This window comes from Curtobacterium sp. VKM Ac-2884 (genome assembly GCF_015350945.1).
Taxonomy (GTDB): Bacteria; Actinomycetota; Actinomycetes; order Actinomycetales; family Microbacteriaceae; genus Curtobacterium.
The window spans coordinates 175633-199030 of record NZ_JADKSA010000005.1; the positions used below are offsets into that span (position 1 = coordinate 175633).

Here is a 23398-nt window from a genome sequence, read left to right on the forward strand (position 1 = left end):
GCCTCCCGTCCGTTCGTGGTCGCGACCACCCCGTGAGGTTCCGAGATCTCGGAACCTCACGGACGTACGGGGCCGTTCGTGGAACCTCGGCGGAAGTGAGCGGCGAGTCGTGGAACCTCAGCGCGGTGCGCGAGCGCGCGCGCGAGGCACCGCGCCCGCGCGTGCCCGGTGCCCTACTCCGCGATGTTGGCTGTGACCGCGTCGATGTAGGCGGCACGGTCCTCGCGCGAGTGCGGCCGCCCCGGGACGCCCGGGCGCTGCTCCCACGGGAAGGGCCCGGCCTCGTGCCGGTACTCGATGCCCATCGCCTCGAGCCGCGCGGTGTGCTCGGCCAGCCGGCCGCGGAACTCGGCGACGTCGCGCGGTCCGGTGACGTCGGCCGACCAGAGCGCCTCGGCCAACGCCGCCACCCGCGGGAACAGCTGGTAGTCGAGCTTCCGGGCGGTGTCCACGTGCTCTGTCCACATGTTGCCCTGGCCGCCGATGACGTGGGCACGCTCGGACTCGGTCAGGCCGGACGGCACCGGGTCGAACCCGAAGACGTCGTCGACCGTCAGCACGATGGACACCGGGATCGGCTCGGTCGCCAGGTCGCTCTGGCGGTAGTCGAGGTAGGCCTGGTCGTCGGGCGACGAGATGACGTCGTGTCCGCGCTTCGCCGCCGTCCGGGCGCCGGTCAGACCGCGCCACGACACGATGGTCGCCGAGGGGTCGAGGGTGCCGCCCTCGAGGATCTCGTCCCAGCCGAACGCCTGCCGCCCGTGCGAGGCGACGTGCGCTGCGAGCTGCCCGATGATCCAGGCCTGCAGCTGCTCTTCGTCCTCGAGTCCGAGCGAACGCAGGCGCTCCTGCGTGCGGGGGTCCTCGACCCACTGCACCTTCGGGCACTCGTCGCCGCCGATGCCGATGTAGCGCGAGGGGAAGAGCGCGATGACCTCGTCGAGGACGTCCTTGAAGAAGTCGACGGTGCTGTCGTCAGCGTTCAGGACGTCGTCGGCGATGCCCCACTCGGTCCAGACCTCCACCGGCCTCTCGGGGTGCACACCGAGCGACGGGTAGGCGGCCAACGCGGCACGGACGTGTCCGGGCGTCTCGATCTCGGGGACGACGGTGACGAACCGGTCTGCCGCGTAGGCGACGATCTCGCGGATGTCGTCCTGCGTGTAGTAGCCGCCGTGCGGGCGGCCGTCGAACGATGCCGGGCGCAGCACGCCGTCGGCGTCGGGGACGTGTGCGCCCACCTGGGACTCGCGCCGCCACGACCCGATCTCGGTCAGGCGCGGGTACTTCCGGATCTCGATGCGCCAGCCCTGGTCCTCGGTGAGGTGGAAGTGCAGCCGGTTGATCCGGTGCGCCGCGAGCTGGTCGACGACGCGCATGACCTCGTGCTTGGTGCGGAAGTGCCGGGCGACGTCGAGCATGACGCCGCGCCAGGCGAAGGCGGGCGCGTCCTCGACGATGGTGGACGGGACGGACCACGGCCCGGTGCCGACGCGGCCGCTGCGGTACACATCGGCGGGCAGGAGTTGGAGGAGTGCCTGGACGCCGTAGAACACGCCGGCGGCCGAGCCGCCTGCGACGTCCACGCCGTCGGGGGTGACGGTCAGGCGGAAGGACTCGGCGCGCTCGCCCTCGGGCGACGGCGGGCCGGCGGGCAGGGAGGGATCGTCGCTGACGCGCAGCGAGATGACGCCCGTCCGGACCGACACGTCGGCGGAGGCCGCCCCGTCTTCCGCTGCGTCGCGGACCGGCTGGCCGGTCGACGCCCGGAGCGTCTGCTGCAGGTACAGTCGGACCGATCCGCTCGCTGCGTCGGCTGCGATGCGGGTCGACGGGGTGATCTCGAAGGCGCCGGTGCCGGGGACGGCGCGGCGCGGTCGTGGGATGAGCATGTCGGAGTCCACCATTCCTCAATGATCTTTCGTAATGTGGAGGCTATGGCCGTGGACGAGACCGTGTCAACGATCCCGAGTGTCGTCGGGACGACGCCGGGCGTGCTCCGACTCATGAACTCCCGCGCCATCCTCGACGAGCTCCTGCGCGACGACGCGTCGCGCACCGTCAGCGAGCTCAGCCGCACCGTCGGGCTCTCCCGCCCCACGGTCGAGGCGGCGCTCGGAGACCTGGTCGACGAGGGCTGGGTGACCGAGGCCGAGGCGATCGCCACCCCGAACAAGGCCGGCCGCCGTGCCAAGCGCTTCGCCGCGGACGCCACCGCCGGTTCCGTGCTCGGCGTCGACCTCGGACTGCACGGCATCGTCGGCATCCGCGCCGACCTGCGCGGGAACACCCTCACCCGGGTCGAGGAGCGCTACGCCGACCTCGCCGACGCGGAGCAGGCCTGGACGAGCGTGCAGGACGTCGTCCGCCGCCTGACGGCCGACTCCGAGGTGTCCCCGGTCCTCGCCGCCACGTTCGGTGTCCCCGCCGTCGTCGACCGCGCCGGCGAGATCGACTACACGGTCGCGGTGCCCGAGTGGGTCGAGCGCCGCGTGCCCGGCCGGATCCAGGACCTCTTCCCCGGCATCGCGACGTTCTTCGACAACGACGCCAAGCTCGCCGCCACCGCCGAGGCGATGTGGGGGCGCTTCAGAGGCGTCCAGGACGGCCTGTACCTGGTGATGGGCCGGCAGATCGGTGCGGCCTACGTCATCGACGGGGCGTTGGCGCGCGGGGCGCGCGGTGCGGCTGGCGAGATGGGCGGCCTTGCCTCGACCGGGTGGCCCGGTGCGCCGGCCCGCCTGGAGGCCCGGATCACGTCCGACACGGACCTCGAGTCGGTCTTCGCCGCGGCCGGGCGCGGGTGCGCAGCGCCGGGTCGCGTCGGCGATGGCGTTCCGGATCCGGCGGCAGTCGACGTCGTCCGTGCATTCGCGAACGACGTGGCGCCGGGCGTCGTGCAGCTCGTCACGACGATCGACCCCGAGGTCGTGGTCGTCGGGGGCGAGGTCCTGCCGGCGGCGCCGGTGTTCGCCGAGGCGCTCGCCGCGGTGGTCCTTCCCCAGCTCCGGCACCCCGTCGAGATCGTGCCGTCGACGGTCGGTCGCGACGCCGTCGCCCGCGGTGCCCTCGCGCGGTCGTTGACGCATGTGCGGAGCTCGCACATGGGACTCGGCTGACGTTCAGGTACCGCGCCGGGTCCTGACAGGGCGCTCAGGGATGCTGGGGGCATGACGACTGCCGTGACCGCCCGTGCCATGACCGTCGCCACCGGCGACTCCACCGCTCCCTCGGACCTGGGCGGACTCTCCGGCCTCGTGCTCCAGATCATCGACGCCCTGGGGGAGTGGGGCGTCGCGCTCATGCTCTTCATCGAGACGGTGTTCCCGCCGATCCCGTCCGAGGTCATCCTGCCGCTCGCCGGGTTCCTGGCGGGTGCCGGGCAGATGAACCTCGTGCTCGTCCTCGTGCTGGCGACGCTCGGGTCCTACCTCGGGGCGCTGGTGCTCTACTGGCTCGGCGCGAAGATCGGGTTCGAGCGCACCACACGGTGGTTCGGCAAGCTCCCCCTGGTCGACGAGGACGACTTCCGCAAGGCCGCCGCGTGGTTCCACCGGCACGGCAAGAGCGCGGTGTTCTTCGGTCGTTTCGTCCCGATCGTGCGCAGCCTCATCTCCCTGCCCGCGGGCGCTGACCGCATGCACCTCGGCACGTTCTCGGTGTTCACGATCATCGCGAGCGGCATCTGGAACAGCGCCCTCGTGCTGCTCGGTGCCGCGTTCGGCTCGCAGTACGACCGCGTCGAGCAGTACACCGAGTGGATCGACCGGGTGCTCTACGTCGCGATCGCCGTCGTCGTGGTGACGTTCGTGGTCCGGCGGGTCCGACGGTGGCGGGCAGACCGTCGCGCGGACGGTGGCGGCAACGGCAACGGCAACGGCAACGGCAACGGCGACGGTGCCGCGAGCGGGGGCGCACGAGGTCGTCGTCGCGCCGAGCCCGCCCGCGACTGAGCCGGTCGTCGTCAGGCCTTGGTCAGCGCCGACTCCTTGTGCGCGGCCTGCTTGCCGCTCTTCTCCGACTCGACGATCCAGTACGGATCGTCGTCGGTCGGCTTGAACGTCTGACCGTCGAACTCGAAGTCGCTGGTGCGCTTCTGCACGAGTTTCCCGGTCGTCTTCCCTTGCGAGGTGTTCCAGTGCACCTCGTCACCCTTCGTCAGTGCCATCGCTGTCCTCCTTGCGTGATCGCTCACCCTGGTCGGAGGTCGAACGGTACCCTGATGCATCCGCATGAACACAGGGAAGTACGCCGATCACGATGTCATAACACCCGCCCAAAACGGGAGTCGGACGCGTACCGTTTCTCGTGAGCCAACACGCCGGCAGCAGCCGCGGAACCTGCGGCTCCCGACGGAACGACGGACACCATGACCCTGCTCGACGGCTTGCGGACGGAGACGGTCCTGTCGGGCCGGTACCGGCTGGTGAAGCTCATCGGCACGGGTGGCATGGGGACCGTCTACGAAGCCCGCGACGAGCACACCTACCGCGCCGTCGCCGTGAAGCTCTTCGCGACGCCGGACAAGATGACGACGGCCGACCGCGTCCGGCAGGAGCGCGAGATCCGGCTCCTCAGCATGCTGTCGCACCCCGGGCTCATCCCGCTCTACGACGCCGGCACGCACGACTTCCCCGACGGCCCGCACCGGTTCATCGTGATGGAGCTCATCGCCGACACGACGCTGCTGCGCCGGTTGTCCGAGGGGGCCCTGCACAACTACGAGGTGGCCGACCTCGGCGCCCAGCTCGCCGACGCCCTGGCCTACGTGCACTCGCGCGGCATCGTGCACCGGGACGTCAAGCCCGCCAACATCCTGATCAGCGACGAGGGGTCGTCCGGCTTCGCCCGGACCGTGAAGCTCACCGACTTCGGTGTCGCGCACTTCGTCGACGGCTCCCGCCTGACGAACGACGGCACGATCATCGGCACGGCGGCGTACCTGAGCCCCGAGCAGGTCGCCGGTGAACCGATCAGCTTCGCCACCGACGTGTACTCGCTCGGACTGGTGCTGCTCGAGTCCCTGACCGGCAAGCAGGAATACTCGGGCACCCTGATCGAGGCGGCACTGGCCCGCCTGCGGCACGACCCCGAGATCCCGGATGACGTCGCCTCGGAGTGGCGCGAACTGCTCAGCCGGATGACCGCCCGCGACCCGGAGCGTCGTCCGACCGCGGTCGCGATCGCGAACGCCCTGCGGGGCGGCTCCACGCAGGTCACCGGCCCTGTGCCGCTCGGACCCGAGCGGGTCAAGCACCAGCGCGACCACCGGATGCACCGTGCGGCCCACCGGCACGCGAAGCGCGGCACCTTCTCGGCCGTCCGCCGCTGGCGCCGTCGGAACGTGCTCGTGGGCTCGTTCGCAGCCTTCGGCGTGCTGGTCGCGTGCGGCTCCGCCTACGTCGCGGGCATGCTGCACTGAGGCAGCCCGCGCGTCCCGTTCGTCCGTGGTCCCTGGCAGGATGGACAGCATGACCGACCAGCGCTGGATCAAGATCTGCGGCCTGTCGACGCCCGACACCGTGGACGCCGCCGTCGACGCGGGCGCCGACGCAGTCGGGTTCGTCTTCGCCGCGAACAGCCCCCGCACCGTGACGGCCGACCTGGCGAAGGAACTCGTCGAGCGGCTGCCGGACGGCATCGACGCCGTGGGGGTCTTCCGCGACCAGAAGATCGACGAGATCGTCGGCATCGCGTCCGAGGTCGGGCTCACCACCCTGCAGCTGCACGGTGGCGAGGCCGCGACCGACTTCGCCCGAGCCCGCGACGCCGGCTTCTTCACCATCCGGGCCCTCGCGGCCGAGGACTACCTGCGCGAGACCCCGGAGCAGCGTTCCTCGTACGACCACGACCTGCTGTTGCTCGACGCCGCCGTGCCGGGCAGCGGTCGGCTGATCGACCCCGCCGTGATCGAGGGCGGGATCGACGAGGCCTGGATCCTGGCGGGTGGGCTCACCCCCGCCAACGTCGTCGCCGCGGTCGAGGCGCTCGACCCCGACGGCGTCGACGTGTCGAGCGGCGTCGAGTCGGAGCGCGGGGTCAAGGACCCGGCGAAGATCCGCGCCTTCGTCGAGGCCGTCCGCAGCCTGGGCTGAGCGCGCGCGGCTCTCGACGCGGGGCGACGACGGCCTGGAGGCGCGGGGTCAGCGCGGGGTCAGCGCAGGGTCGGGATGAGCTCGGTCAGGAAGGCGTCGGTGTCCTCCCAGCCCTCGACCGCGTGGCACGGCACACCGAGGGCCTTCACCGGGTAGTCGTTGCCCTCGGGGTCGAGCCGGTCGCCGACGAAGAGCATGTCGTCGAGCGCGATGCCGGTGATCTCGGCGAGACGCTGCATGCCGTACGCCTTGTCGATGCCCTTGCGGGTGATGTCGACGCTGGTCGAGCCGCCGGACCGCACCTCGAGGTCGGGGAGCTCCGCCTGCACCCGGCGACGCAGGTCGTCCTTCTTCGCGCCGGTCGGGTCCCACTGCTTCTTGACGTCGACCGGAGCGGCCTGGCCGAGCGCGGAGAACGTGATCTGCGACCCGCGGTCCTCGAGGATGTCGCCCCAGGTCTCGGACTCCCAGTAGCCGGCGTCCTTCGCGACGGACTCGACCACTGCGAGGGCGCGTGCCTTCTGGTCGTCGGTGAGGTCCTCGGCGTACTGCAGGGCCCAGTCGTCGTCGGCCCAGCGGTAGTACCGCGTGCCGCACGTCGGCAGCAGGTGCAGGTCGTCGAGGGTCAGCCCGTCACGGTGACGGAGCGGGGTGACGAGCTGCTGCTCGAACTGCGTGAAGTTGCCGCCGGAGATGACCGCGACCGGCACGACCTCGAGCAGGGACGCGAAGGTCTCGAGCATGCGGGGGTCGAGGGAGGACTTCGACGGGGCGAGGGTGTCGTCCAGGTCGAAGGCGACGAGGCGGGGCGTGGTCATGCCCCGATCCTGCCAGAGGCCACCGATCACGTGCCGGGTGCGGTGTTCACCGCACGCGACTGCTGCGCGATGTCTGCGGGGTCACGCGGGTCAGGCGCGGTGCGTCGCGGGGACCCGGTCGCGGTCGTACGTGATGTCCTTGTAGCCGTGCGGCGCCGGGTTGCCGTCGTCGTCGAGGTTCACGAACACGACCTCGTCGATGGTGAGGATGCTGCGGTGCGTGAAGAGGTTGCGCGCCTCGGCCCGCATCGTGAGCGAGCTGCGGCCGAAGCGGGTGGCGACGAGGCCGATCTCGACGATGTCACCCTCCTTCGCCGAGGACACGAACTCGATCTCCGACATGTACTTCGTGACGACCTTGCCGTTGCCGAGCTGGATGATCGCGTAGACCGCGGCCTCTTCGTCGATCCAGCGGAGCAGGCTGCCGCCGAACAGGGTGCCGTTGGCGTTCAGGTCCTCGGGGCGGACCCACTTGCGGGTGTAGAAGTTCATCTCGGGCTGCATGTCACGACATTCTACGCGTCGGCGGCGGCAGCAGCGGAGACGACAGCGGCCGCGCCCTACAGGGACGCGGCCGGACGTTGGTGCCGAGGACTACTCCTTGACGAGCACGACCTCGTCGAGGGGCAGGCGGGTGCGCGGTGCGACCTCGCGCTCGGCCGCCTTCTCATCGAGCTGGGACGGGTGCGCGACGGTGCCGATGGCGGTCACGGTGAAGGGCAGGAAGCGCTCCGGCAGGTCGAACGCGGCGCGGAGGCCGGCGGCGTCGATGCCCGCCATCTGGTGCACGTGCAGGCCCTCGGCGTGCGCCTGGACGGTGAGGGCTGCGAGCGACTGGCCGAGGTCGTACTGCGCGAAGGGACGCTCGTCGCCGTCCTCGGTCACGGTCTCGAGCACGCCGACGACGAGGGCGCTGGCGCGGAAGGCCCAGGCGGCGTTGAAGCCGAGCAGGTTCTCGTTGATCTTGCGGAACGTCTCGGTGCCACGACGGCCCGCGATGAAGCGGCGGGGCTGGAAGTTCATCGCCGACGCGGCCCAGCGAGCGGCCTCGAGGACGGCGTCGAACTGCTCGTCCGAGATCGTCGCGGTCTCGTCGTAGGAACGGGGGCTCCAGCGCTCTTCGAGCAGGGGCACGAGGGGCTGGCTGGAGTCGGTGGACCGGGTGAGGGTGTCGGCGTTCGTCGAGGTCATGGTGCCTGCAACGGTATTCGATGCGAACGCATTTCCGACCTGAGCGACGTCACATGGTGCAAGGATGGACGCGATGGGTGGCGTGTTGACCGGCTTCGCGATCATCGGCGCGATCATCGCCGGTGGGTACGTCGTCGGGCGCATCGGACTGCTCGGCCCGCACGCGCAGTTCGTGATGAGTCGCCTCGCGTTCTTCGTGCTCATGCCCTGCCTGCTCTTCCACACCATCGCCTCGGCCGACATCGAGTCGCTGCTGTCCCCGATGCTCTGGGTCTCACTGCTGAGCGCCTCCGTGGTCGCACTCGGAGCGGCGGCCGTCTTCCGGTTCGTGCTGCGGCGACCGGTCACCACCACCACGGTCGGGGCCCTGGCCGCGAGCTACGTCAACGCGAACAACATCGGCCTGCCGGTCGCCGTCTACGTGCTCGGGCAGGCGACCGCGGTCGTGCCGGTGATCCTGCTGCAGCTCATCGTCATCGCGCCGGTCGCGTTGACGATCCTCGACGCCGCGACCTCGGGCGCCGGCGGCTGGGGACGCCGGATCTCCGGGCCGTTCCGGAACCCGATCATCATCGCCTCGCTGGTCGGCCTGGTGTTCTCGGCGACGGACATCACGCTGCCCGACCCCGTGCTCGAGCCGTTCTCGCTGGTCGGCGCGGCTGCCGTGCCCGTCGTCCTGCTGTCGTTCGGGATGAGCCTGCACGGTGCCGCGCCGCTGCGGGACCCGGCGATCCGGACGGACGTCATCGTGGCGTCGTCGATCAAGCTCGTGGTGATGCCGGCGGTCGCGTACGTGTTCGCACGGTTCGTGTTCGGGCTCGGCGACCAGGACGTGTTCGTGCTCACCACGCTGGCGGCGTTGCCGGCGGCGCAGAACGTGTTCAACTACGCGCAGCGCTACGACGCGGCGGTCCCGGTCGCCCGCGACGTGGTGCTCCTCTCGACGATCGGCTCGGTCCCCGTCCTGGTCACGATCGCCGCGCTGCTGCACCCGTAGCGCGCCCTGGGCGCACCGCGAGGCGGACGGGAGGCCCGTGGCGGGGCCGCACCGTGCCTCCCGTCCGCCGTGGGGTCGCGTGCACCGCGGATGGTGAGCAGGAATGGTCGGTTCGCGGTCACCGACCCGACCATTCCTGCTCACGAAGCGCATCGGGGGCGCGCGTACGCTGACACCCACGGGGCGGACCCGCCTCGGGACCACGACGGACGGAGACCTCCGATGGACACGATGGCGATGATGAAGAACATGTCGATGACGGACATGCCCATGGAGATGGACATGGACGTGATGCAGGACACGATGATGGCGATGAACGCCGCGTCGATGGCCGCGACGATGTGCTCCGCGAGCGACATGCGCATGGGCGGCGACATGGCCACGTGCGCCGCGATGTGCTCCAACACGGCGATGATGGCCGACACCGGCATGCGGATGATGATGCGTCCGGCCGGCATGGACCTGCCGAGCATGCAGGCGATGCTCATGGCCGTGATGACGATGGGCACGATGTGCGCCGCCGAGTGCCGGCAGCACATGGACATGGACGAGTCGTGCCGCTACTGCGCCATGGCCTGCGACGAGATGGTCGCGAAGTGCGAGGCGATGCTCGCCTCGATGTCTGCCTGAGCCGACGGGCTACGCGCTGGGTGCCGTGGTCTGACGACCGCCGGCACTGAGGATCTCCGCCACCGGGTGGTGGGCGATCGGGTCGCCGACCGACAGGAAGGCGTCGGCGTCCGCCACCCGGAGCTGGGTCACGCCGCCGTCCAGGAACACCACGACGGCGTCGGCGGGGCGGGTCTCGACGACGATGCCGTCGCGCCAGGCGCCGGGGGCCGCGTTCGCCATGACGCGCTGGATGGGAAGGATCGTCGTGCGGGACATGGCTTCACCTGCTCTCGAAGGGGTTCGGTGCAGGAAATCTACGTCGGCGCTGTCACCTGCTCAACGAGAGCGGACGCCGGGCGTAACAGAACGCGTCACGACCGTGTGACCGCTCAGAAGATCATCGGGCGGTCGTCGTCGAGCGACGTGTCCAGGTCGAGGTCGACCACCACGGGGACGTGGTCGCTCGGGGCGTCGCCCTTCCGCTCGTTGCGGTGGATCGAGGCATCGGTGACGACGTCGGCGAAGGCCTGGGAGCCCATCACGAAGTCGATGCGCATGCCCTCGTTGCGCGGGAACCGCAGCTGCTTGTAGTCCCAGTAGGTGTAGCCGTCGGGGACGATCGGCCGGACGACGTCCTGCAGCCCCTTCGCCTCGAACGCCCGGAACGCGGCGCGCTCGGGTTCGCTGACGTGGGTGTGCCCCTCGAACACGCGCACGTCCCACACGTCGGTGTCGAGCGGTGCGACGTTCCAGTCGCCCATCAGCGCGAGCGGGGTCTCCGGCGACGCGGCGATCCACTCGGCGGTGCGGTCGGCCAGCTGCGCGAGCCAGTCGAGCTTGTACGTGTAGTGCGGGTCGCCGACCTCGCGCCCGTTCGGCACGTACAGGCTCCACAGGCGCACGCCGTCGACGGTGACGCCGATGGCCCGGGCCTCGACGGGCAGGTCCGGCCCCTCGTGCCCCTTGAGGAAGCCGGGCTGGCCGGGGAAGTCGCGGGCCACGTCCTCCATCGGCAGCCGGCTGGCGAACGCGACACCGTTCCACTGGTTCAGGCCGTGCGCCTCGACGTGGTAGCCGGCGTCCTCGAACGCCTGCACCGGGAACTGCTCCGGCTTGCACTTGATCTCCTGCATGCCGAGGACGTCGACGTCCTCGCGCACCAGCCAGTCGACGATCCGCCCCACTCGGGTGCGGACGGAGTTCACGTTCCAGGTCGCCACGCGCATGGCATCGAACCTACCGGGGACGACCGACCCCGCCGTGCAGCGCGCCGCCTGCCGCTCTCGGGCGCAGCGCGGCACGATGGTGTTCGCTGGAAGTCCAGCAAGCGAGCGCAGGAGGCACTGATGGCATCGACGACGAACCGCGTCGACGGGACCGTGACGACCGGCACCACGACCGGCACCACCACCACCACGCAGGTCACGGCCAAGGGCAAGACGATCATCGACGACACCGTCGTCGCCAAGGTCGCGGGCATCGCCGCGCGTGACGTCCCCGGCGTCTACGCCCTCGGCGGGAACGCCTCGCGGGCGTTCGGCGCCATCCGCGACGCGATCGGCTCGAGCGCGCTCGGCCAGGGCGTCCGCGTCGAGGTCGGCGAGACCCAGGTCGCCGTCGACCTGACGATCGTCGTGGACTACCCGATCCCGATGATGGACGTCGCGTCCGCTGTGCGCGCCGCCGTCACGAGCGCCGTCACCGAGCTCGTCGGGCTCGAGGTCACCGAGGTCAACATCGCGATCAACGACGTCAACATCCCGGCACTGAACGGCACCGCCGACGACCTCGACGGCGACGTCCGCGAGGGCCGGGTCCGGTGAACGCCACCGTCGTCGGGATGGGCGTCGGCGCCCTCCTCGCGATCGTCGCGGTGACCCTCGGGTTCTGGGCGTTCGTGGTCGTCGCCGTCTGCATGGCCGTCGGCGGGCTGGTCGCCCGCATCGTCGCCGGCGACGTCGACGTGCGTCGCCTGGTCGACGTGCTGCGCGGACGCCGGAGCTCGTCGTGACCGACGCCGCCGTCGCCACGGTCGGCGACAGCGGCGTCCGGCTCCGCGGCTCCGACCGCATCGGCACGTCGGCGCTGGTGCACACCGCGCAGGCGGTCGCCTCCGAAGCGCTGCGCGTGGCCTTCCGGGAGGTCCGTGCCCGGGTCTCCGACGACGGCCGCGGCGCGCTGGCGGTCGAGATCACCGCCCCGCTCACCCTGCCCGTGCTGGGGAGCCACGCGGTCCCCGACGAACCCGTCGTCACGAGCGCGCACCGGGCCCGCGGCACGATCGCCGAGCGCCTCCGGACCATCACCGGCCGACAGGTGTCCCGGGTGACCGTGACGTTCGCGTCGTCGGTCGTCGACGTCCCCCGGAGGGTCCGGTGACCGCCGTGGACGACCGGACCGCATCGGTTCCCGAAGCCGGCCCCGCCCCGTCGACCGAGCACGCCGCCACCTACCGCCGTCTGCTCCGCCGCGAGACCCACGTGTCCCGGTCGGGTGCCGTCGTCATCGCGATGCTCATCACCCTCGTGCTCGCCGCCGCTGCCGTCTTCGCCGGTGCCCTCGTGCTGCTCGACCAGAACGTCCTCGGCGTCGACCCGCGCGCCGTGGTGGACGCCGCCCTCGCCGCGCCGGACGGCCTCGACACCACGCTCGTCGTCGGGATCGCCGCGATCGTCGCACTCGTCGGTCTGGTGTTCCTGCTGCAGGGGCTCCTGCCGCAGCGGCGTCCGCGCCACGCGATGGCATCCGACCGGCTCGCCGTCGTGGTCGACGACGAGGTGCTCGCCTCCGCCGCGGCACGTGCCGCCCGTTCCGTCACACGGCTCGGGCCGGACGCTGCCGTCGGCACCGTGGGCCGCCGGACCGTCGAGGTGGTGCTGCGCCCCGCCGCCGGTGTGGACGTGCCCGCGGTCGCCGCGACCGAGGCCGTCGAGCACGAGTTCGCCGCGATCGACGCGCTCCCCGCCCTCGCTGCACGGGTGCGCGTCCAGCCGACCGGACGGGTCGACGGATGAACGCGACCAACCGCGGGCTCGGCCGGACGGCGCTCGTCGTCGTCGGGCTCGTCCTGCTCGTCGCCGGGGTCGGTGCGATCTTGGTGCAGACGGCCCAGGGCCTGCCGCTCGTGGCGTCCTGGTGGCGCACGGGCGGCGATGCACTCGCGGGCCTCGGCACGGACACGTCGCGCGATGACTCCCTGTTGTCGTGGACGTGGGTGCTCGGCGGCGGGGTCGTCGTCGGCATCCTGGCGATCGTGGTGCTGACGACGCTCGGCGGTGGCCGCGAGGGCACCGTCGTCGAGAGCGACGGATCAGCCGACGGCGTCGCGGGTTCGGTGCGCGTCGAGTCCACGGCCGTGCAGCACGCGCTGTCGTCGGCGATCGGGGAGCTGCCGCAGGTGGCCTCGCTCGCGGTCGACGTCTACCGCGTCCGCGGCGGCCGGGCGATCCGGGTGCGGGTCCGTCCGCGCCGGGGGGCCTCACCGCGCGAGGTCACCGAACGGGTGGAGGCCGTCGTGGCCGACCTGGACGCACTGCTCGGGGAACGCCTGCCGGTCCTGCTCGAGATCGCACGCGGTGGGGCCGGGTCCTCGCGCCCGGACCGCGTGCACTAGGGCCGTCGTGGTGCGGTCGATCGGCGGGCTGCCGGGGCCGGACTCCGTCCTCCCCGTGCCGCGGGTGGTCGCGGAGGCAGCCCGGGGCCGCGAGGTCGCCCTCGTCTGGCGCAACGAGATCGGGGGCACGACCTTCCGGATCGGCCCGGACGAGCACGCCGACGAGTTCGTCAAGGTCCTGCCGCACGCCTACGGCCGGTGGATCGGCAACGAGGCAGCGCGATTGGAATGGGCGTCACGGTACGTGCGGGTGCCCGAGGTGCTCGACCACGGCGCCGACGACGAGGGCGTCTGGCTGCACACCCGCGCCGTCCCCGGGTGGAGCGCCGTCGACGCGCGCTGGCACGACGAACCCCGGACCGCGGTGATCGCGGTCGGCGAGGGGCTCCGCGCGTTCCACGACACCCTGCCGGTGGACGACTGCCCCTTCGTGTGGTCGACCGTGGCGCGGCTCGACCGGGCCCGCGCGGCGGGTGCCGACACGGATCGTCTCGGGCGGGAGCCTCCCCGCGACCTGACGGTGGTGTGCCACGGGGACCCGTGCACGCCGAACACGCTCATCGGTGCCGACGGTCGGTGGAGCGGGCACGTCGACCTGGACGCCACGGGGGTCGCGGATCGATGGGCCGACCTGGCGGTGGCGACGATGGCGCTGGGGTGGAACTACGGTCCCGGGTGGGAGCCGCTGTTCCACGAGGCGTACGGGGTGCCCGACGACCCAGAGCGGACGGACTGGTACCGGGCGCTCTGGAACGCCGATGTCGACGACGTCTGAGTGACCACGGGCGTGCCGTGTCGGCGGCGTCAGATCTTGGGCTTGTTGACGATGGGGTCGTCCCACTCGGGGAAGTCCGGGTACACACCCGAGCGGGACCGATCCGGGAACGTGACGGTCGAGCGCCCGTAGATGGCAGTGGAGAGGGCGTTGGCGTCGTTGGTCCAGAAGGGTTCGCTGTAGACGGTGAGGGGGTTGTCGCCGTTCTCCTAGGCGGTGTACTGGATCTGCCAGCCGTCGCCGGTGGTGGCCCAGACTTCTCGGTCCCCGGTGATGGTGCGGTGTTCGATGGTCCAGCCCTGCTCGGTGAAGTAGTCGATCATCGGTTGCAGGTCGCGCTCCTGGTCGATCGCGCCGGGTGGGGACCAGAGCCGGGTGCTGCTCATGTCGTAGCTGTTCTTCGTGTCCGACCCCGGCAGCGGAGCGACGCCGTCCCCGCCGATCAGCGGCAGGTCGTCGCCGCCAGCCCACTCCCATTCGCCGTCGTGGACCTGGAGCTGCGCATCTTTGAGGAGTCGTTGCATGTGTTCGTAGTGGTCGCGGAAGGCGTCGAACTCTTGGTGCAGGGACATCTCCGCGACGTCGTCCTGGGTCAGGCCGGCTGCGTCGGTGGGCATCTGGTCTCCTCCTGCCGTGCACCCCGACAACAGCCCGAGGGCCAGGGCTGCCGTCGTGATGGTGCGGAGCATCTCAGATCTTGGGCTCGTTGACGATGGGGTCATCCCAAGAGGGGAACGGCGGGAAGACGCCCGGAATGGACCGGTCGGGAAACTCGACGGTCGAGCGTCCGTAGATGGCATCCGAAAGCGCGTTGCCGTCGTTGGTCCAGAACAGTTCGCTGTAGACGGTGATGGGGTTGTCGCCGTTCTCCTGGGCGGTGTACTGGATCTGCCAGCCGTCGCCGGTGGTGGCCCAGACTTCGCGGTCGCCGGTGATGGTCCGGCGCTCGACCTGCCAGCCCTGTTCGGTGAAGTAGTCGACCATCGGTTGCAGGTCGCGTTCCTGGTCGATCGCGCCGGGTGGGGACCAGAGCCGGGTGCTGCTCATGTCGTAGCTGTTCCTGGTGTCAGAGCCCGGCAACGGCGCGACACCATCACCCCCTATCCCGGGCAGGTCGTCGCCGCCACCCCACTCCCATTCGCCGTCGTGGACCTGGAGCTGGGCCTCTTTGAGGAGCCGTTGCATGTGTTCGTAGTGGTCCCGGAAGGCGTCGAACTCCTGGTGCAGCGACATCTCCGCGACGTCGTCCTGGGTCAGGTCGGCTGCGTCGGTGGGCATCTGGTCTCCTCCTGCTGCGCACCCGGTCAGCAGTCCCAGGGTGAGGACTGCCGTCGTGATGGTGCGGAGCATCGATTGCATGGTGTTCATCATGGCTTCCCGGTGGCGATGATCTTGGCGATGGTCTGCTGCGACGTGGCGTCACGGGACAAGTAGCCGACGCCGCTGTCCGGGTACATGTCGTGGCCGGTGACAGCCTTGCTCCCGGCGGCGGCCTCGGCACTGAACCTGCCGACGTCGGGCAGGTCGCGGGGGTCGGTGCGCCCGATCCTCCCGAATCTCGCGGTGTGGTCCTGCGCACCTTCAGTCGCGTAGACCCGGCCCACCTTGAGGTGCTCCGGTCTCGTGGTGTCGGTGAAACCGACCGAGCCGTAGGTGACGAACGAGTCGACTCGGTGTCGGGTCTGCGCGAGGGCCTCGGCCGCGGTGGTGGAACCGTAGGAGTGTCCGAGGACGGTCACGGATCGCGGTGCCGTGCTGCGGCTGTCGTGGACGCCGTCGAGGAACGAAGCGAGGTTCGCCCCGCCCGCGTACGCACGGTCCTGGCGCGGGACCTCGATGACACCCGGTGCTCGGTACCCGATCCACGAGACCACTGCGAAGGACTCCGCTCGTCGATGCTTCCGGGCGGTTCCCAGAAGGCCGTTGGCGGCGCGGACCTTCTCATCCATGCTGCCGAGCGTGGTCATCGCACCCGGCACGTTGACGGTCACGTTCGACGCCGTGTCCAGGTCGCCGAGTGCGACGGCGGCGACGAGCGCGCCGTTCGAGACGCCGAACCCGACCAGCTGCGCGATCGCTGCCGAGGGCGCCTTCAGGCGGCCCGCGAGCTGATCAGCGCGGTTGAGTCCGTCACGGAGCGCGATGACCTGCTCCGTGAACTCGTCCAGGCTGACCGCCCCGTAGGTGTACGCCAGCCCCATCAGCCGGTACAGCCGCTCCGGATCCCGCACGGCTGCGGAGAGGACTGCGCGAGATGCGATGTCGCGTTGCGCCGCCGGGACCCCGTCGAGTCCCGCGAACTGCAGCTGCGTCGCCAGCGGCAGCGCGCGGACGTCGGCGTCGGTGAAGCCGAGCGCGGCCCAGGCCGCTGCGACCTCGGCCGGTGTCAGGGAGGGATCGAGCAGCCGCTGCAGCCCTGGCGGGAGTGTCGACGCCGCGGCAGCGTCGAGCGCGGTGTTCGCCAGGGAGCCCCCGCCGGCAGCGCTGAAGGCGTCCGCGATCCGGTCGACCCAGGACGCGTCCTCGGCGTTCTCGGCGAGGTAGTCGCCGAACCCGCCCGGCAGCGTGGCACCGTCGATGGGGACCCAGCTGCAGCGGCTCGTGAACGCGGTCCAGGCGTTGCGCACCCGGACCAGGTCCTGTTCCGTCGAGGCGTCCTGTGCTCGGGCGGTCGCGCTGAACTGCCGCAGCCTGGTCGGATCAGCACTGCTGCGTCCGCCGGAGCGACCACCGCCGGTGCGCTGGCGGGCCTGGGCGCTGAAGGTCGCGGACACCGGGGACGGGCGCTTCGGTGTGCTCGACGGCTTCGGGTCGAAGACCGCACTGCTCCAGTCGAGTACGGGCTGCATCGGCACGCCGCCAGCGGTGCGCACGAGCTCACGGTCGGTCTCGCGCTGCCGCCACGAAGCCAGGTCGGCCAGGCGCTGCCGTTCCTCGTCCGCTTGCCGCTGGGCGATCCGAAGCTGGTCGACCATCGCCTCGAGCCCCTTCGCGAGCCGGATGCGGTCGGTCGACTCCGTCAGCCGTGCGGCCTCGAACAGGCGTGCGTACGCACCGTCGAAATCGAGCAGCGCAGCCTCGGCATTGCTCCGGCGCGGTGCGGCGCTGGCACGCAGGGTCATCGCCACCTCCACCGCGCAGTCGACCAACCGCGATGCCGCTGCGTCGTCGAACTCGATCCCCATCGTCCCCCCACCATCCGAAATGACCGATAGGTGAAACGTAGCATTTCAGCGGTGCAGTGTGAAATTGCAGAGACCCGACTGTGGAGAACAGCAAACCGCCGCCCGCGGGGAGCGGACGGCGGTTTGGTGTGCGATCGGAGGGACTAGAAGGCGACGCCCCGCGCGGACATGAACGGGACCGGGTCGGTCGTGGCGCCGTTGATGTGCACCTCGACGTGGCTGTGGCACCCGGTGGAGGCGCCGGTCGAACCGACGAGGGCGATGAGCTGCCCCGCCGAGACCTGCTGTCCCGGGCTGACCCGGAACCCACCGTTGACGATGTGACCGTAGGCCGTCTTCACGCCGTTGCCGTGGTTGATGCGGACGTAGTTGCCGTAGCCGCCGTACCAGCCGACGTAGTCGATGGTGCCGGCGGACGCCGCGACGATGGGTGTCGAGCAGCCGCTGGCGAGGTCGGTGCCGTCGTGCTTGGTGACGATCCCGGTGATCGGGTGCACGCGGTAGCCGTACGGGCTGATCACGTAGCCGCTGGCCGGGCGGACCCAGCCCTGGCCGCCGCCCGAGCCGGCGGAACCGCCACTGCCCGATCCGCTGCTGCCGGAGCCGCCGCCACCGCCGGACGATCCGCTGCCGGCGTTGGCTGCCGCTGCGGCTGCGAGGGCTCGTGCCGCTCGGGCTTCGGCCTCGCGCGCAGCCTTGGCTTCCGCCGCCTTGCGGATCTGCTCACCCTTGGCGAACTCGGCTTCGGTCCGGACACGGCCGGAGACCAGGGTCGCGAGCTGGGCGTCGAGACGGGCCTTGTTCGACTGCTGCTCCTCGTAGGCGGTCTGCACGGCATCGGACGCAGCCTGGGCTTCCTGCATGCGGGCCTCGGCCTTCGCGGCGAGCCGCTCGAGCTCCCCAGCAGCGCGGTCGGCCTGGGCCTCGAGCGAACGAGTGACGCCGGCGTCGACGGCCGCGGCGGCCTGCACACGGTCGGCCTGTTCGGACAGCTTGCTCAGCGCACCGAGGTCGTAGAGCAGGTCGCGGGCGTCCTCGCCCTTGGTGAGCACCGAGGTCGTGACGTCGGCGCCGCCGGAGCGGGCCATCTGCGCGGCGAACTGGCCGGCCTGCGCGGCGCTCTGCTCGGCGACCTTCGCGTGCTCGTCCGCCTTCGCGCGGAGCTGCTGCTCTTCCTCCGCCTTCTCCTGCGAGACGGCCTGGGCCTTGAAGAAGACGTCGCCGAGCTCCTGCGCCTTCGCCTGTGCTGCCTCGACCTTGGCGTCGAGGTCGCTGATGATGCCCTTGATCTCGGTGATCTGCCCCTGCTTCGCGGATTCCTTGCCGCGGGCGTTCTCGACCTCGTCCCACGTGGGGTAGGTCACCGCCTGGGCGGCGGGAGCATCGACGACGACCGTGCCGACGAGGCCCGCGAGTGCCAGTCCGGTGACGGCGAGGCGGAGGCGCACGGAGGCACGAGGGGTGCGGTGGCTGGTGGGGCGAGACATCGACCATGAGCCTATACATCCGTACAGAGAAGATCGGACGCCGACGCGCCGCTGTGGACAACTCCTAGAACCCGCGCTCCTGACGGATCTCGTCCGCGCTGCCGACCACGTCGCGCCGGAGGACGTCCGCGCCGGAGGTCCCCGCGTAGTCGTAGACGTCGAAGCCCGTGCAGTGCGTGATCGTCGCCGGGGCACCGAGGGAGTCCTCGACCGCGGTGGTCCACAGGTCGTGGGACCCGACCACCACGAACGTCGGGTCGGCGTCGCGGTAGGCCCCGAGGTCGACGAGCCACGGGTACGTGTCGAAGGTGTCGCGGACCTGCAGCAGCTGCACGTTCGTCGCGGAGTACGTGGCGAGCGGCCGCACCGTCCAGAACTGCCCGACCCCGGTGACCGACCGTCCGTCCGCCCAGCGGTCCAGGCAGGACGACGGGCTGTACCGGGCTGTGGCGACGGCGTGCGCGGTGCTCGGTGCGGTGGCGACCCCGGCGGCGAGGACGGCGACGGCGGCGATCGCGACGGTGGCCCGGACCCCGCGGAACGGCCGGTGCACGCGGGTGCGGCGGACCGCGGTGCGCGTGAGCTCGGCCACCGCGACGAGGGCCAGCAGCGGTGCGGTGACGACGGGCTCGAGGTACCGCGGCGTCTCCGACCCGACGAGGACCACCCCGATCGACGCCGCGACCACGGTCACCAGGGGCAACGCGGTCGCGACGAGCACGGTGCGCGCGGTCCGGACCCGCCAGGCCCACACCGTGCCGCCGACGGTGACGAGCACCCCGACGAACATCAGGAACAGCCCGGCGTCGCCCGCGGCCGTGCCGGCCCGCACGTCGGTCAGCGCCGCGAAGAACTGCAGGGTCTCCACGGCGCGCGACGGCTGGACGTAGGTGGACGGGTCGAGCGACACGAAGGGCTGCAGCGGGATCCGCACCAGGTACCCGAGCAGCGACCCGACCGTCACGGTGCCGGACAGCAGCAGCGCGGGACGCCACCCCACCCGGCGCACCGCCGCCAGCAGCACGAGCGTGACGACGACGGGTGCGGCCGACCACGGCACGTACAGCGGGTTCGACGCGGTCGTGCAGAGCGCCACCAGCCCGAGCACCACGAGCACGACGACGGACGCCCGCCCGACCCGCACGGCGCGGAGCACGAGCACCGCGGTGCCGAGCATCGCCAGCACCACGCCGTAGTAGTACGTCGTGGTCAGCAGCAGGGACGCCAGCTCGAGCGACGTCGCGGTGCCCGACGACTCCGTCAGCACCAGCAGGGTCACGAACGCCACGCTCACCGCCGACACTGTGATGCGGGCCGCTCGTCCGGCCGACGGCATGAGCTCGTTCGCGGCAGCCCGCACCAGTGCGTACACGGCCAGCAGGACGAGCACCCCGTTCAGCGCCAGGGCCTGCTGCGGGGTACCCGTGACGAGGGCGCAGAGCAGGTAGACCGGCAACTCGGGGAAGAAGAACAGCGCCGGGGACATCGCCCACTCGAACGGCTGCCCGAGCTGCATCGACCGGTGCACCAGGGGCAGCAGCACCGAGTCGCCGTCGTACCAGAGCAAGGCGACCCGTTCCGTGGCGACGACGTGGCGGAGGGCGATGACGGCCAGGGCCAGCGCGACCAGGGCGCCCAGGGCCTCCCGTCCGATCGCCCCGGCCACGCCGCCGGACCGACGGCCGCCGGACGGAGCCGGCGCCACGGCGGAGCGACGCGGTGCTCGGGGCATGTCCCGGAGCGTACCGAGGGCTGCTCGGGACGACCCCACAGGACGGGGCAGCGCGCTGCGAGTCCGACCGGCTACCCTTGTGCGCTGTGACCGACGCGCGCGAACAGTTGATCCAGTACATCTCCTCCGAAGCGGTGTTCCACGGCGACTTCACCCTGACCAGCGGGAAGAAGGCGACGTACTACATCGACCTGCGGAAGGTCAGCCTGGACCACCGGGTCGCGCCGCTGATCGGCCAGGTCATGACCGAGCTCGTGCAGCAGGTGCCGGACGTCTCGGCCGTCGGCGGACTCACCATGGGCGCCGACCCCATCGCCAGCGCCGTGCTGCACCAGGCCGCCGCTCAGGGCCTGACCTACGATGCCTTCGTCGTCCGCAAGGAGCCCAAGGACCACGGCCGCGGCAAGCAGGTCGAGGGCCCGGACCTCACGGGCAAGCGCGTCGTCGTGCTCGAGGACACCTCCACCACGGGCGGCTCGCCGCTCAAGGCGGCCGAAGCGCTCGAGCGCGAGGGCGCGATCATCGCCGCCGTCGCGGTCGTCGTCGACCGCGACACCGGCGCCAAGGAGACCATCGAGGCAGCCGGGTACCCCTACTTCGCGGCCATCGGGTTGGCTGATCTGGGGCTGACCGCGTGAGCGGGGAGCGTCCGGACGACGCGCGCGACCCCGAGGACACGGCCGGCCCCGCAGCGGCGGCCGACGGTGCCGACGGGGTGGACGGCCAGGAGGCCCGGCGCGCGTCCGACCCGGACGCTCCGTTCCACGGTCTCCGCAGCGCCGCGGACATCTTCGGCGCCCCGCGTGGCGAGGAGGACTGGCCCTCGCGACGGGAGCGCCGCGAGGCCGAGCGCACCGCTCGCGAGACGGGGGCACCGCTGCCGGAGCCGTTCGAGGCGACGGCGTCCGAGCCCGAACCCTCCGCACCGGCTGTGCCTGCTCCGACCGCTCCGGACCTGGACGACGCCGCGACGCAGGCGATTTCGATGCCCGAGCAGCTGTCGGCGCCGTCCGAGAGCCCGGACGCCGCCGCCGAGCACGAGCGCTCCACCCTGCACGACCGCATCCCGCCGGCCGCCGTCGTGCCGCCGAACCCCACCGCGCCGCACCCCTCGTCGATCGTGCTCCCGACCGCGCAGACCCACCGCGACGAACGCGCCGCGGCGTCGCAGGCCATCGAGGACGAACGTCGCCGCGTCGACCCGTTCGGCGAGGGCCGTGCCGACGTCGACTGGCTCGGCCGTGCGACCGGGTCCGGCGCGCCCGTCCCGCCCACCGGGCCCGTGGCACACCAGCCGCTCGGCGTCGAGAACGTGCTGCCCCCGTCCGAGGAGCCGCCGAGCTTCACCGACCTGCTCCGGATCACCGGCACGGGTCCCGTGCCCACGCAGGGCGCCGGACCGGACCGGCCGTTCGACTGGGCCATCCGCGACGACGAGACCGGCGAGGTCCCGACGACCCTGACCGGCGACTCGTTCGACACGACGGCGTTCGGTGACGGCGGTTCGTGGTCGTTGGCGGACGAGACCGAGACCGAGGCCGAGGCCGAGGTCGTCTCGGGCGAGGTCGATGCCGAGGTCGTCTCGGGCGAGGTCGACACCCCGGTCGACGGGGTGCCGCAGGCGCGTCGGACGTTCCCGGTGCCCCCGGCCGTGCCGGGTGCCGTCCCGCCGGCCGTCGTGCCGCCTGCTGCTGCTGCCGCTCCTGCTCCTGCTGCTGTTCCTGTTCCTGCTCCTGCTCCTGCGGCGCCGACCGAGGCACTGGACGTGCGTCCGGAGCCCGCCGCCGGTGACGGGGCGGAGTCGGGGACGGGCCTCCCGGAGGACGCGGCGACCACCGCGCTGCCGGCCGCCGCTGCTCCGCCGCTCGTCGAACCCGCTGCGTCGCCCGCGTCCCCAGCGCACCTGCCGCCTGCGGTGGGGCACGACCTGGACGCCGTGCTCGGCCTGCGCGGGGACGACACGGGGGCGCCCACGGCGTTGCCGGCCGCTGCGCCGGACGACCTGGACCAGTCCGAGTGGGACGGCCGCGAGACCAGCGACACGAGTGCGATCAAGGACCTGTTCGGCACCGAGGCCGTCGGGCAGCTCGGCGGCACGGGGTACGACCCGGAGGACACCGGGACGCGGATGATGCCGGCGGCCGCGGTGCCGTCGGCTGCTGCTCCGTCCTCCACGACCGCCGCCGCGTCGACCGGCGAGCGCGACAACTTCATCAACCAGGGGGCGGCGCGCCTGCGGAGCGAGGGCAAGCGCGGCAAGCAGCTGCTCGTCTACGGCTCGATCGCCCTGATCGTCGTGCTCATCGTCCTGGTGTTCCTGCTGTCGAAGTGGATCCTCGGCAACAACATCTCCGACCAGGAGATCGCGCCGACGAAGTCGCCGGCGGCAGCGTCATCGGCTCCGGCGACTCCCTCGGCTGCGGCGTCTGCCGCTCCCTCGGACGAGGCCGCTGCTCCGGCTGCCACGCTCCAGTTCGCCACCACGCCCGCGCTGCCGGGCGAGCACGCCTGGACCGACCTGGCCGGCGGGGAGTGCCTGTCGCCGTTCACCAACGCCTGGGCGCAGAGCTTCACGGTCGTCGACTGCGCGACGCCGCACATCGGGCAGCTCACCGCACGGATCGCGGTCGACGGGGATGCGTACCCGGGGGCCGAGACCCTCGCGACGCAGGCCGCCGACCAGTGCCAGTCGGACGCGGCGCTGAACGCCTCGGCGGCTGCGGCCGTCGGGGACGTGCAGGTGCAGGGGTCGTACGCGCCGGACCAGGCGACGTGGGACCAGGGCGACCGGTTCATCTCGTGCTTCGTGACGCGGTCGTCGGGGCAGGAGCTCACGGCGTCGTTGGCGCCGGGGGCGTAGGGCTGCGGCTGCGGCGGGCTGGTGGGGCGGTCG

The 23398-nt window shown here is 71.6% G+C and carries 26 protein-coding genes; 14 read left to right on the plus strand and 12 right to left on the minus strand.

Annotation, left to right across the window (positions count from 1 at the left end):
* Positions 1-173: 173 nt before the first annotated feature.
* Positions 174-1907, minus strand: a complete 1734-nt coding sequence (locus ITJ60_RS14635) for a beta-N-acetylhexosaminidase (RefSeq protein ID WP_194648444.1) — start codon at positions 1905-1907, stop codon at positions 174-176.
* Between the two features lie 36 nt (positions 1908-1943).
* On the opposite strand from ITJ60_RS14635, the gene ITJ60_RS14640 reads away from it, so the two are divergent.
* The gene (locus ITJ60_RS14640; RefSeq protein ID WP_194648445.1) at positions 1944-3119 is read left to right on the plus strand and encodes an ROK family transcriptional regulator; all 1176 of its coding nucleotides are present in this window, start codon (positions 1944-1946) and stop codon (positions 3117-3119) included.
* A gap of 51 nt (positions 3120-3170) precedes the next feature.
* Positions 3171-3953 carry a DedA family protein gene (locus tag ITJ60_RS14645; protein ID WP_194648446.1) on the plus strand — a complete coding sequence of 261 codons (783 nt, stop codon included), beginning with the start codon at positions 3171-3173 and terminating at the stop codon, positions 3951-3953.
* Positions 3954-3964: 11 nt separating this feature from the next.
* Here ITJ60_RS14645 and ITJ60_RS14650 read toward each other — a convergent pair whose 3' ends face one another.
* Positions 3965-4168 (minus strand): DUF2945 domain-containing protein, encoded by a 204-nt coding sequence (locus tag ITJ60_RS14650; RefSeq protein WP_194648447.1) that lies wholly within the window; start codon positions 4166-4168, stop codon positions 3965-3967.
* Between the two features lie 201 nt (positions 4169-4369).
* On the opposite strand from ITJ60_RS14650, the gene ITJ60_RS14655 reads away from it, so the two are divergent.
* Positions 4370-5422, plus strand: coding sequence for a serine/threonine-protein kinase (locus tag ITJ60_RS14655; protein ID WP_123293556.1), 1053 nt, complete (start codon positions 4370-4372; stop codon positions 5420-5422).
* A 49-nt stretch (positions 5423-5471) separates the two neighbouring features.
* Positions 5472-6095: a phosphoribosylanthranilate isomerase gene (locus tag ITJ60_RS14660; protein WP_194648448.1), complete on the plus strand. Its 624-nt coding sequence runs from the start codon at positions 5472-5474 to the stop codon at positions 6093-6095.
* A gap of 59 nt (positions 6096-6154) precedes the next feature.
* Here ITJ60_RS14660 and ITJ60_RS14665 read toward each other — a convergent pair whose 3' ends face one another.
* The 3 genes from ITJ60_RS14665 to ITJ60_RS14675 form a co-directional block, all read right to left on the minus strand.
* Positions 6155-6913, minus strand: coding sequence for an HAD-IIB family hydrolase (locus ITJ60_RS14665; RefSeq protein WP_194648449.1), 759 nt, complete (start codon positions 6911-6913; stop codon positions 6155-6157).
* A 90-nt stretch (positions 6914-7003) separates the two neighbouring features.
* Complete coding sequence (locus tag ITJ60_RS14670; RefSeq protein ID WP_194648450.1) at positions 7004-7417, minus strand: acyl-CoA thioesterase; 414 nt, start codon at positions 7415-7417, stop codon at positions 7004-7006.
* A gap of 90 nt (positions 7418-7507) precedes the next feature.
* On the minus strand, positions 7508-8104 hold the full coding sequence (locus ITJ60_RS14675) for a nitroreductase family protein (protein WP_111086179.1): 597 nt from the start codon (positions 8102-8104) through the stop codon (positions 7508-7510).
* A gap of 73 nt (positions 8105-8177) precedes the next feature.
* Here ITJ60_RS14675 and ITJ60_RS14680 point away from each other — a divergent pair, with 73 nt between their 5' ends.
* On the plus strand, positions 8178-9101 hold the full coding sequence (locus ITJ60_RS14680; protein ID WP_194648451.1) for an AEC family transporter: 924 nt from the start codon (positions 8178-8180) through the stop codon (positions 9099-9101).
* 222 nt (positions 9102-9323) lie between these two features.
* Entirely contained in the window at positions 9324-9731 is a 408-nt protein-coding gene (locus ITJ60_RS14685; protein WP_194648452.1) for an aldehyde dehydrogenase, read from the plus strand.
* A gap of 9 nt (positions 9732-9740) precedes the next feature.
* Here the strand turns inward: ITJ60_RS14685 and ITJ60_RS14690 are convergent, their stop codons facing one another.
* Positions 9741-9989, minus strand: a complete 249-nt coding sequence (locus ITJ60_RS14690; RefSeq protein ID WP_194648453.1) for a nuclease — start codon at positions 9987-9989, stop codon at positions 9741-9743.
* Between the two features lie 113 nt (positions 9990-10102).
* Positions 10103-10939, minus strand: a complete 837-nt coding sequence (locus ITJ60_RS14695) for an exodeoxyribonuclease III (protein WP_194648454.1) — start codon at positions 10937-10939, stop codon at positions 10103-10105.
* Positions 10940-11059: 120 nt separating this feature from the next.
* Between ITJ60_RS14695 and ITJ60_RS14700 the strand changes: the two genes are divergently transcribed.
* The 6 genes from ITJ60_RS14700 to ITJ60_RS14725 are packed head-to-tail and all read left to right on the plus strand — an operon-like array spanning position 11060 to position 14101.
* Entirely contained in the window at positions 11060-11536 is a 477-nt protein-coding gene (locus ITJ60_RS14700) for an Asp23/Gls24 family envelope stress response protein (protein WP_194648455.1), read from the plus strand.
* Entirely contained in the window at positions 11533-11724 is a 192-nt protein-coding gene (locus ITJ60_RS14705; RefSeq protein ID WP_111086173.1) for a DUF2273 domain-containing protein, read from the plus strand. The genes ITJ60_RS14700 and ITJ60_RS14705 overlap by 4 nt, the downstream gene beginning before the upstream one ends.
* Positions 11721-12092, plus strand: a complete 372-nt coding sequence (locus ITJ60_RS14710) for a hypothetical protein (protein WP_194648456.1) — start codon at positions 11721-11723, stop codon at positions 12090-12092. The genes ITJ60_RS14705 and ITJ60_RS14710 overlap by 4 nt, the downstream gene beginning before the upstream one ends.
* A complete protein-coding gene (locus tag ITJ60_RS14715; RefSeq protein ID WP_194648457.1) occupies positions 12089-12727 on the plus strand; it encodes a hypothetical protein in 639 nt (212 codons plus the stop codon). The genes ITJ60_RS14710 and ITJ60_RS14715 overlap by 4 nt, the downstream gene beginning before the upstream one ends.
* Positions 12724-13326, plus strand: a complete 603-nt coding sequence (locus ITJ60_RS14720) for a hypothetical protein (RefSeq protein ID WP_194648458.1) — start codon at positions 12724-12726, stop codon at positions 13324-13326. Before ITJ60_RS14715 ends, ITJ60_RS14720 begins: the two co-directional genes overlap by 4 nt.
* Positions 13327-13336: 10 nt before the next feature.
* A complete protein-coding gene (locus ITJ60_RS14725) occupies positions 13337-14101 on the plus strand; it encodes an aminoglycoside 3'-phosphotransferase (RefSeq protein WP_323749187.1) in 765 nt (254 codons plus the stop codon).
* A 209-nt stretch (positions 14102-14310) separates the two neighbouring features.
* Here the strand turns inward: ITJ60_RS14725 and ITJ60_RS14730 are convergent, their stop codons facing one another.
* The 5 genes from ITJ60_RS14730 to ITJ60_RS14750 form a co-directional block, all read right to left on the minus strand.
* On the minus strand, positions 14311-14718 hold the full coding sequence (locus tag ITJ60_RS14730) for a hypothetical protein (protein WP_194648460.1): 408 nt from the start codon (positions 14716-14718) through the stop codon (positions 14311-14313).
* Between the two features lie 73 nt (positions 14719-14791).
* The gene (locus tag ITJ60_RS14735; protein WP_194648461.1) at positions 14792-15469 is read right to left on the minus strand and encodes a hypothetical protein; all 678 of its coding nucleotides are present in this window, start codon (positions 15467-15469) and stop codon (positions 14792-14794) included.
* Positions 15469-17286 carry an alpha/beta hydrolase gene (locus ITJ60_RS14740; protein ID WP_194648462.1) on the minus strand — a complete coding sequence of 606 codons (1818 nt, stop codon included), beginning with the start codon at positions 17284-17286 and terminating at the stop codon, positions 15469-15471. The genes ITJ60_RS14735 and ITJ60_RS14740 overlap by 1 nt, the downstream gene beginning before the upstream one ends.
* A gap of 143 nt (positions 17287-17429) precedes the next feature.
* Positions 17430-18773: a peptidoglycan DD-metalloendopeptidase family protein gene (locus tag ITJ60_RS14745; RefSeq protein WP_194648463.1), complete on the minus strand. Its 1344-nt coding sequence runs from the start codon at positions 18771-18773 to the stop codon at positions 17430-17432.
* 64 nt (positions 18774-18837) lie between these two features.
* Entirely contained in the window at positions 18838-20505 is a 1668-nt protein-coding gene (locus ITJ60_RS14750) for a hypothetical protein (RefSeq protein ID WP_194648464.1), read from the minus strand.
* 86 nt (positions 20506-20591) lie between these two features.
* Between ITJ60_RS14750 and pyrE the strand changes: the two genes are divergently transcribed.
* On the plus strand, positions 20592-21143 hold the full coding sequence (gene pyrE, locus ITJ60_RS14755) for an orotate phosphoribosyltransferase (RefSeq protein ID WP_194648465.1): 552 nt from the start codon (positions 20592-20594) through the stop codon (positions 21141-21143).
* Positions 21140-23365: a septum formation family protein gene (locus ITJ60_RS19375; RefSeq protein WP_194648466.1), complete on the plus strand. Its 2226-nt coding sequence runs from the start codon at positions 21140-21142 to the stop codon at positions 23363-23365. Before pyrE ends, ITJ60_RS19375 begins: the two co-directional genes overlap by 4 nt.
* Positions 23366-23398: the final 33 nt, after the last annotated feature.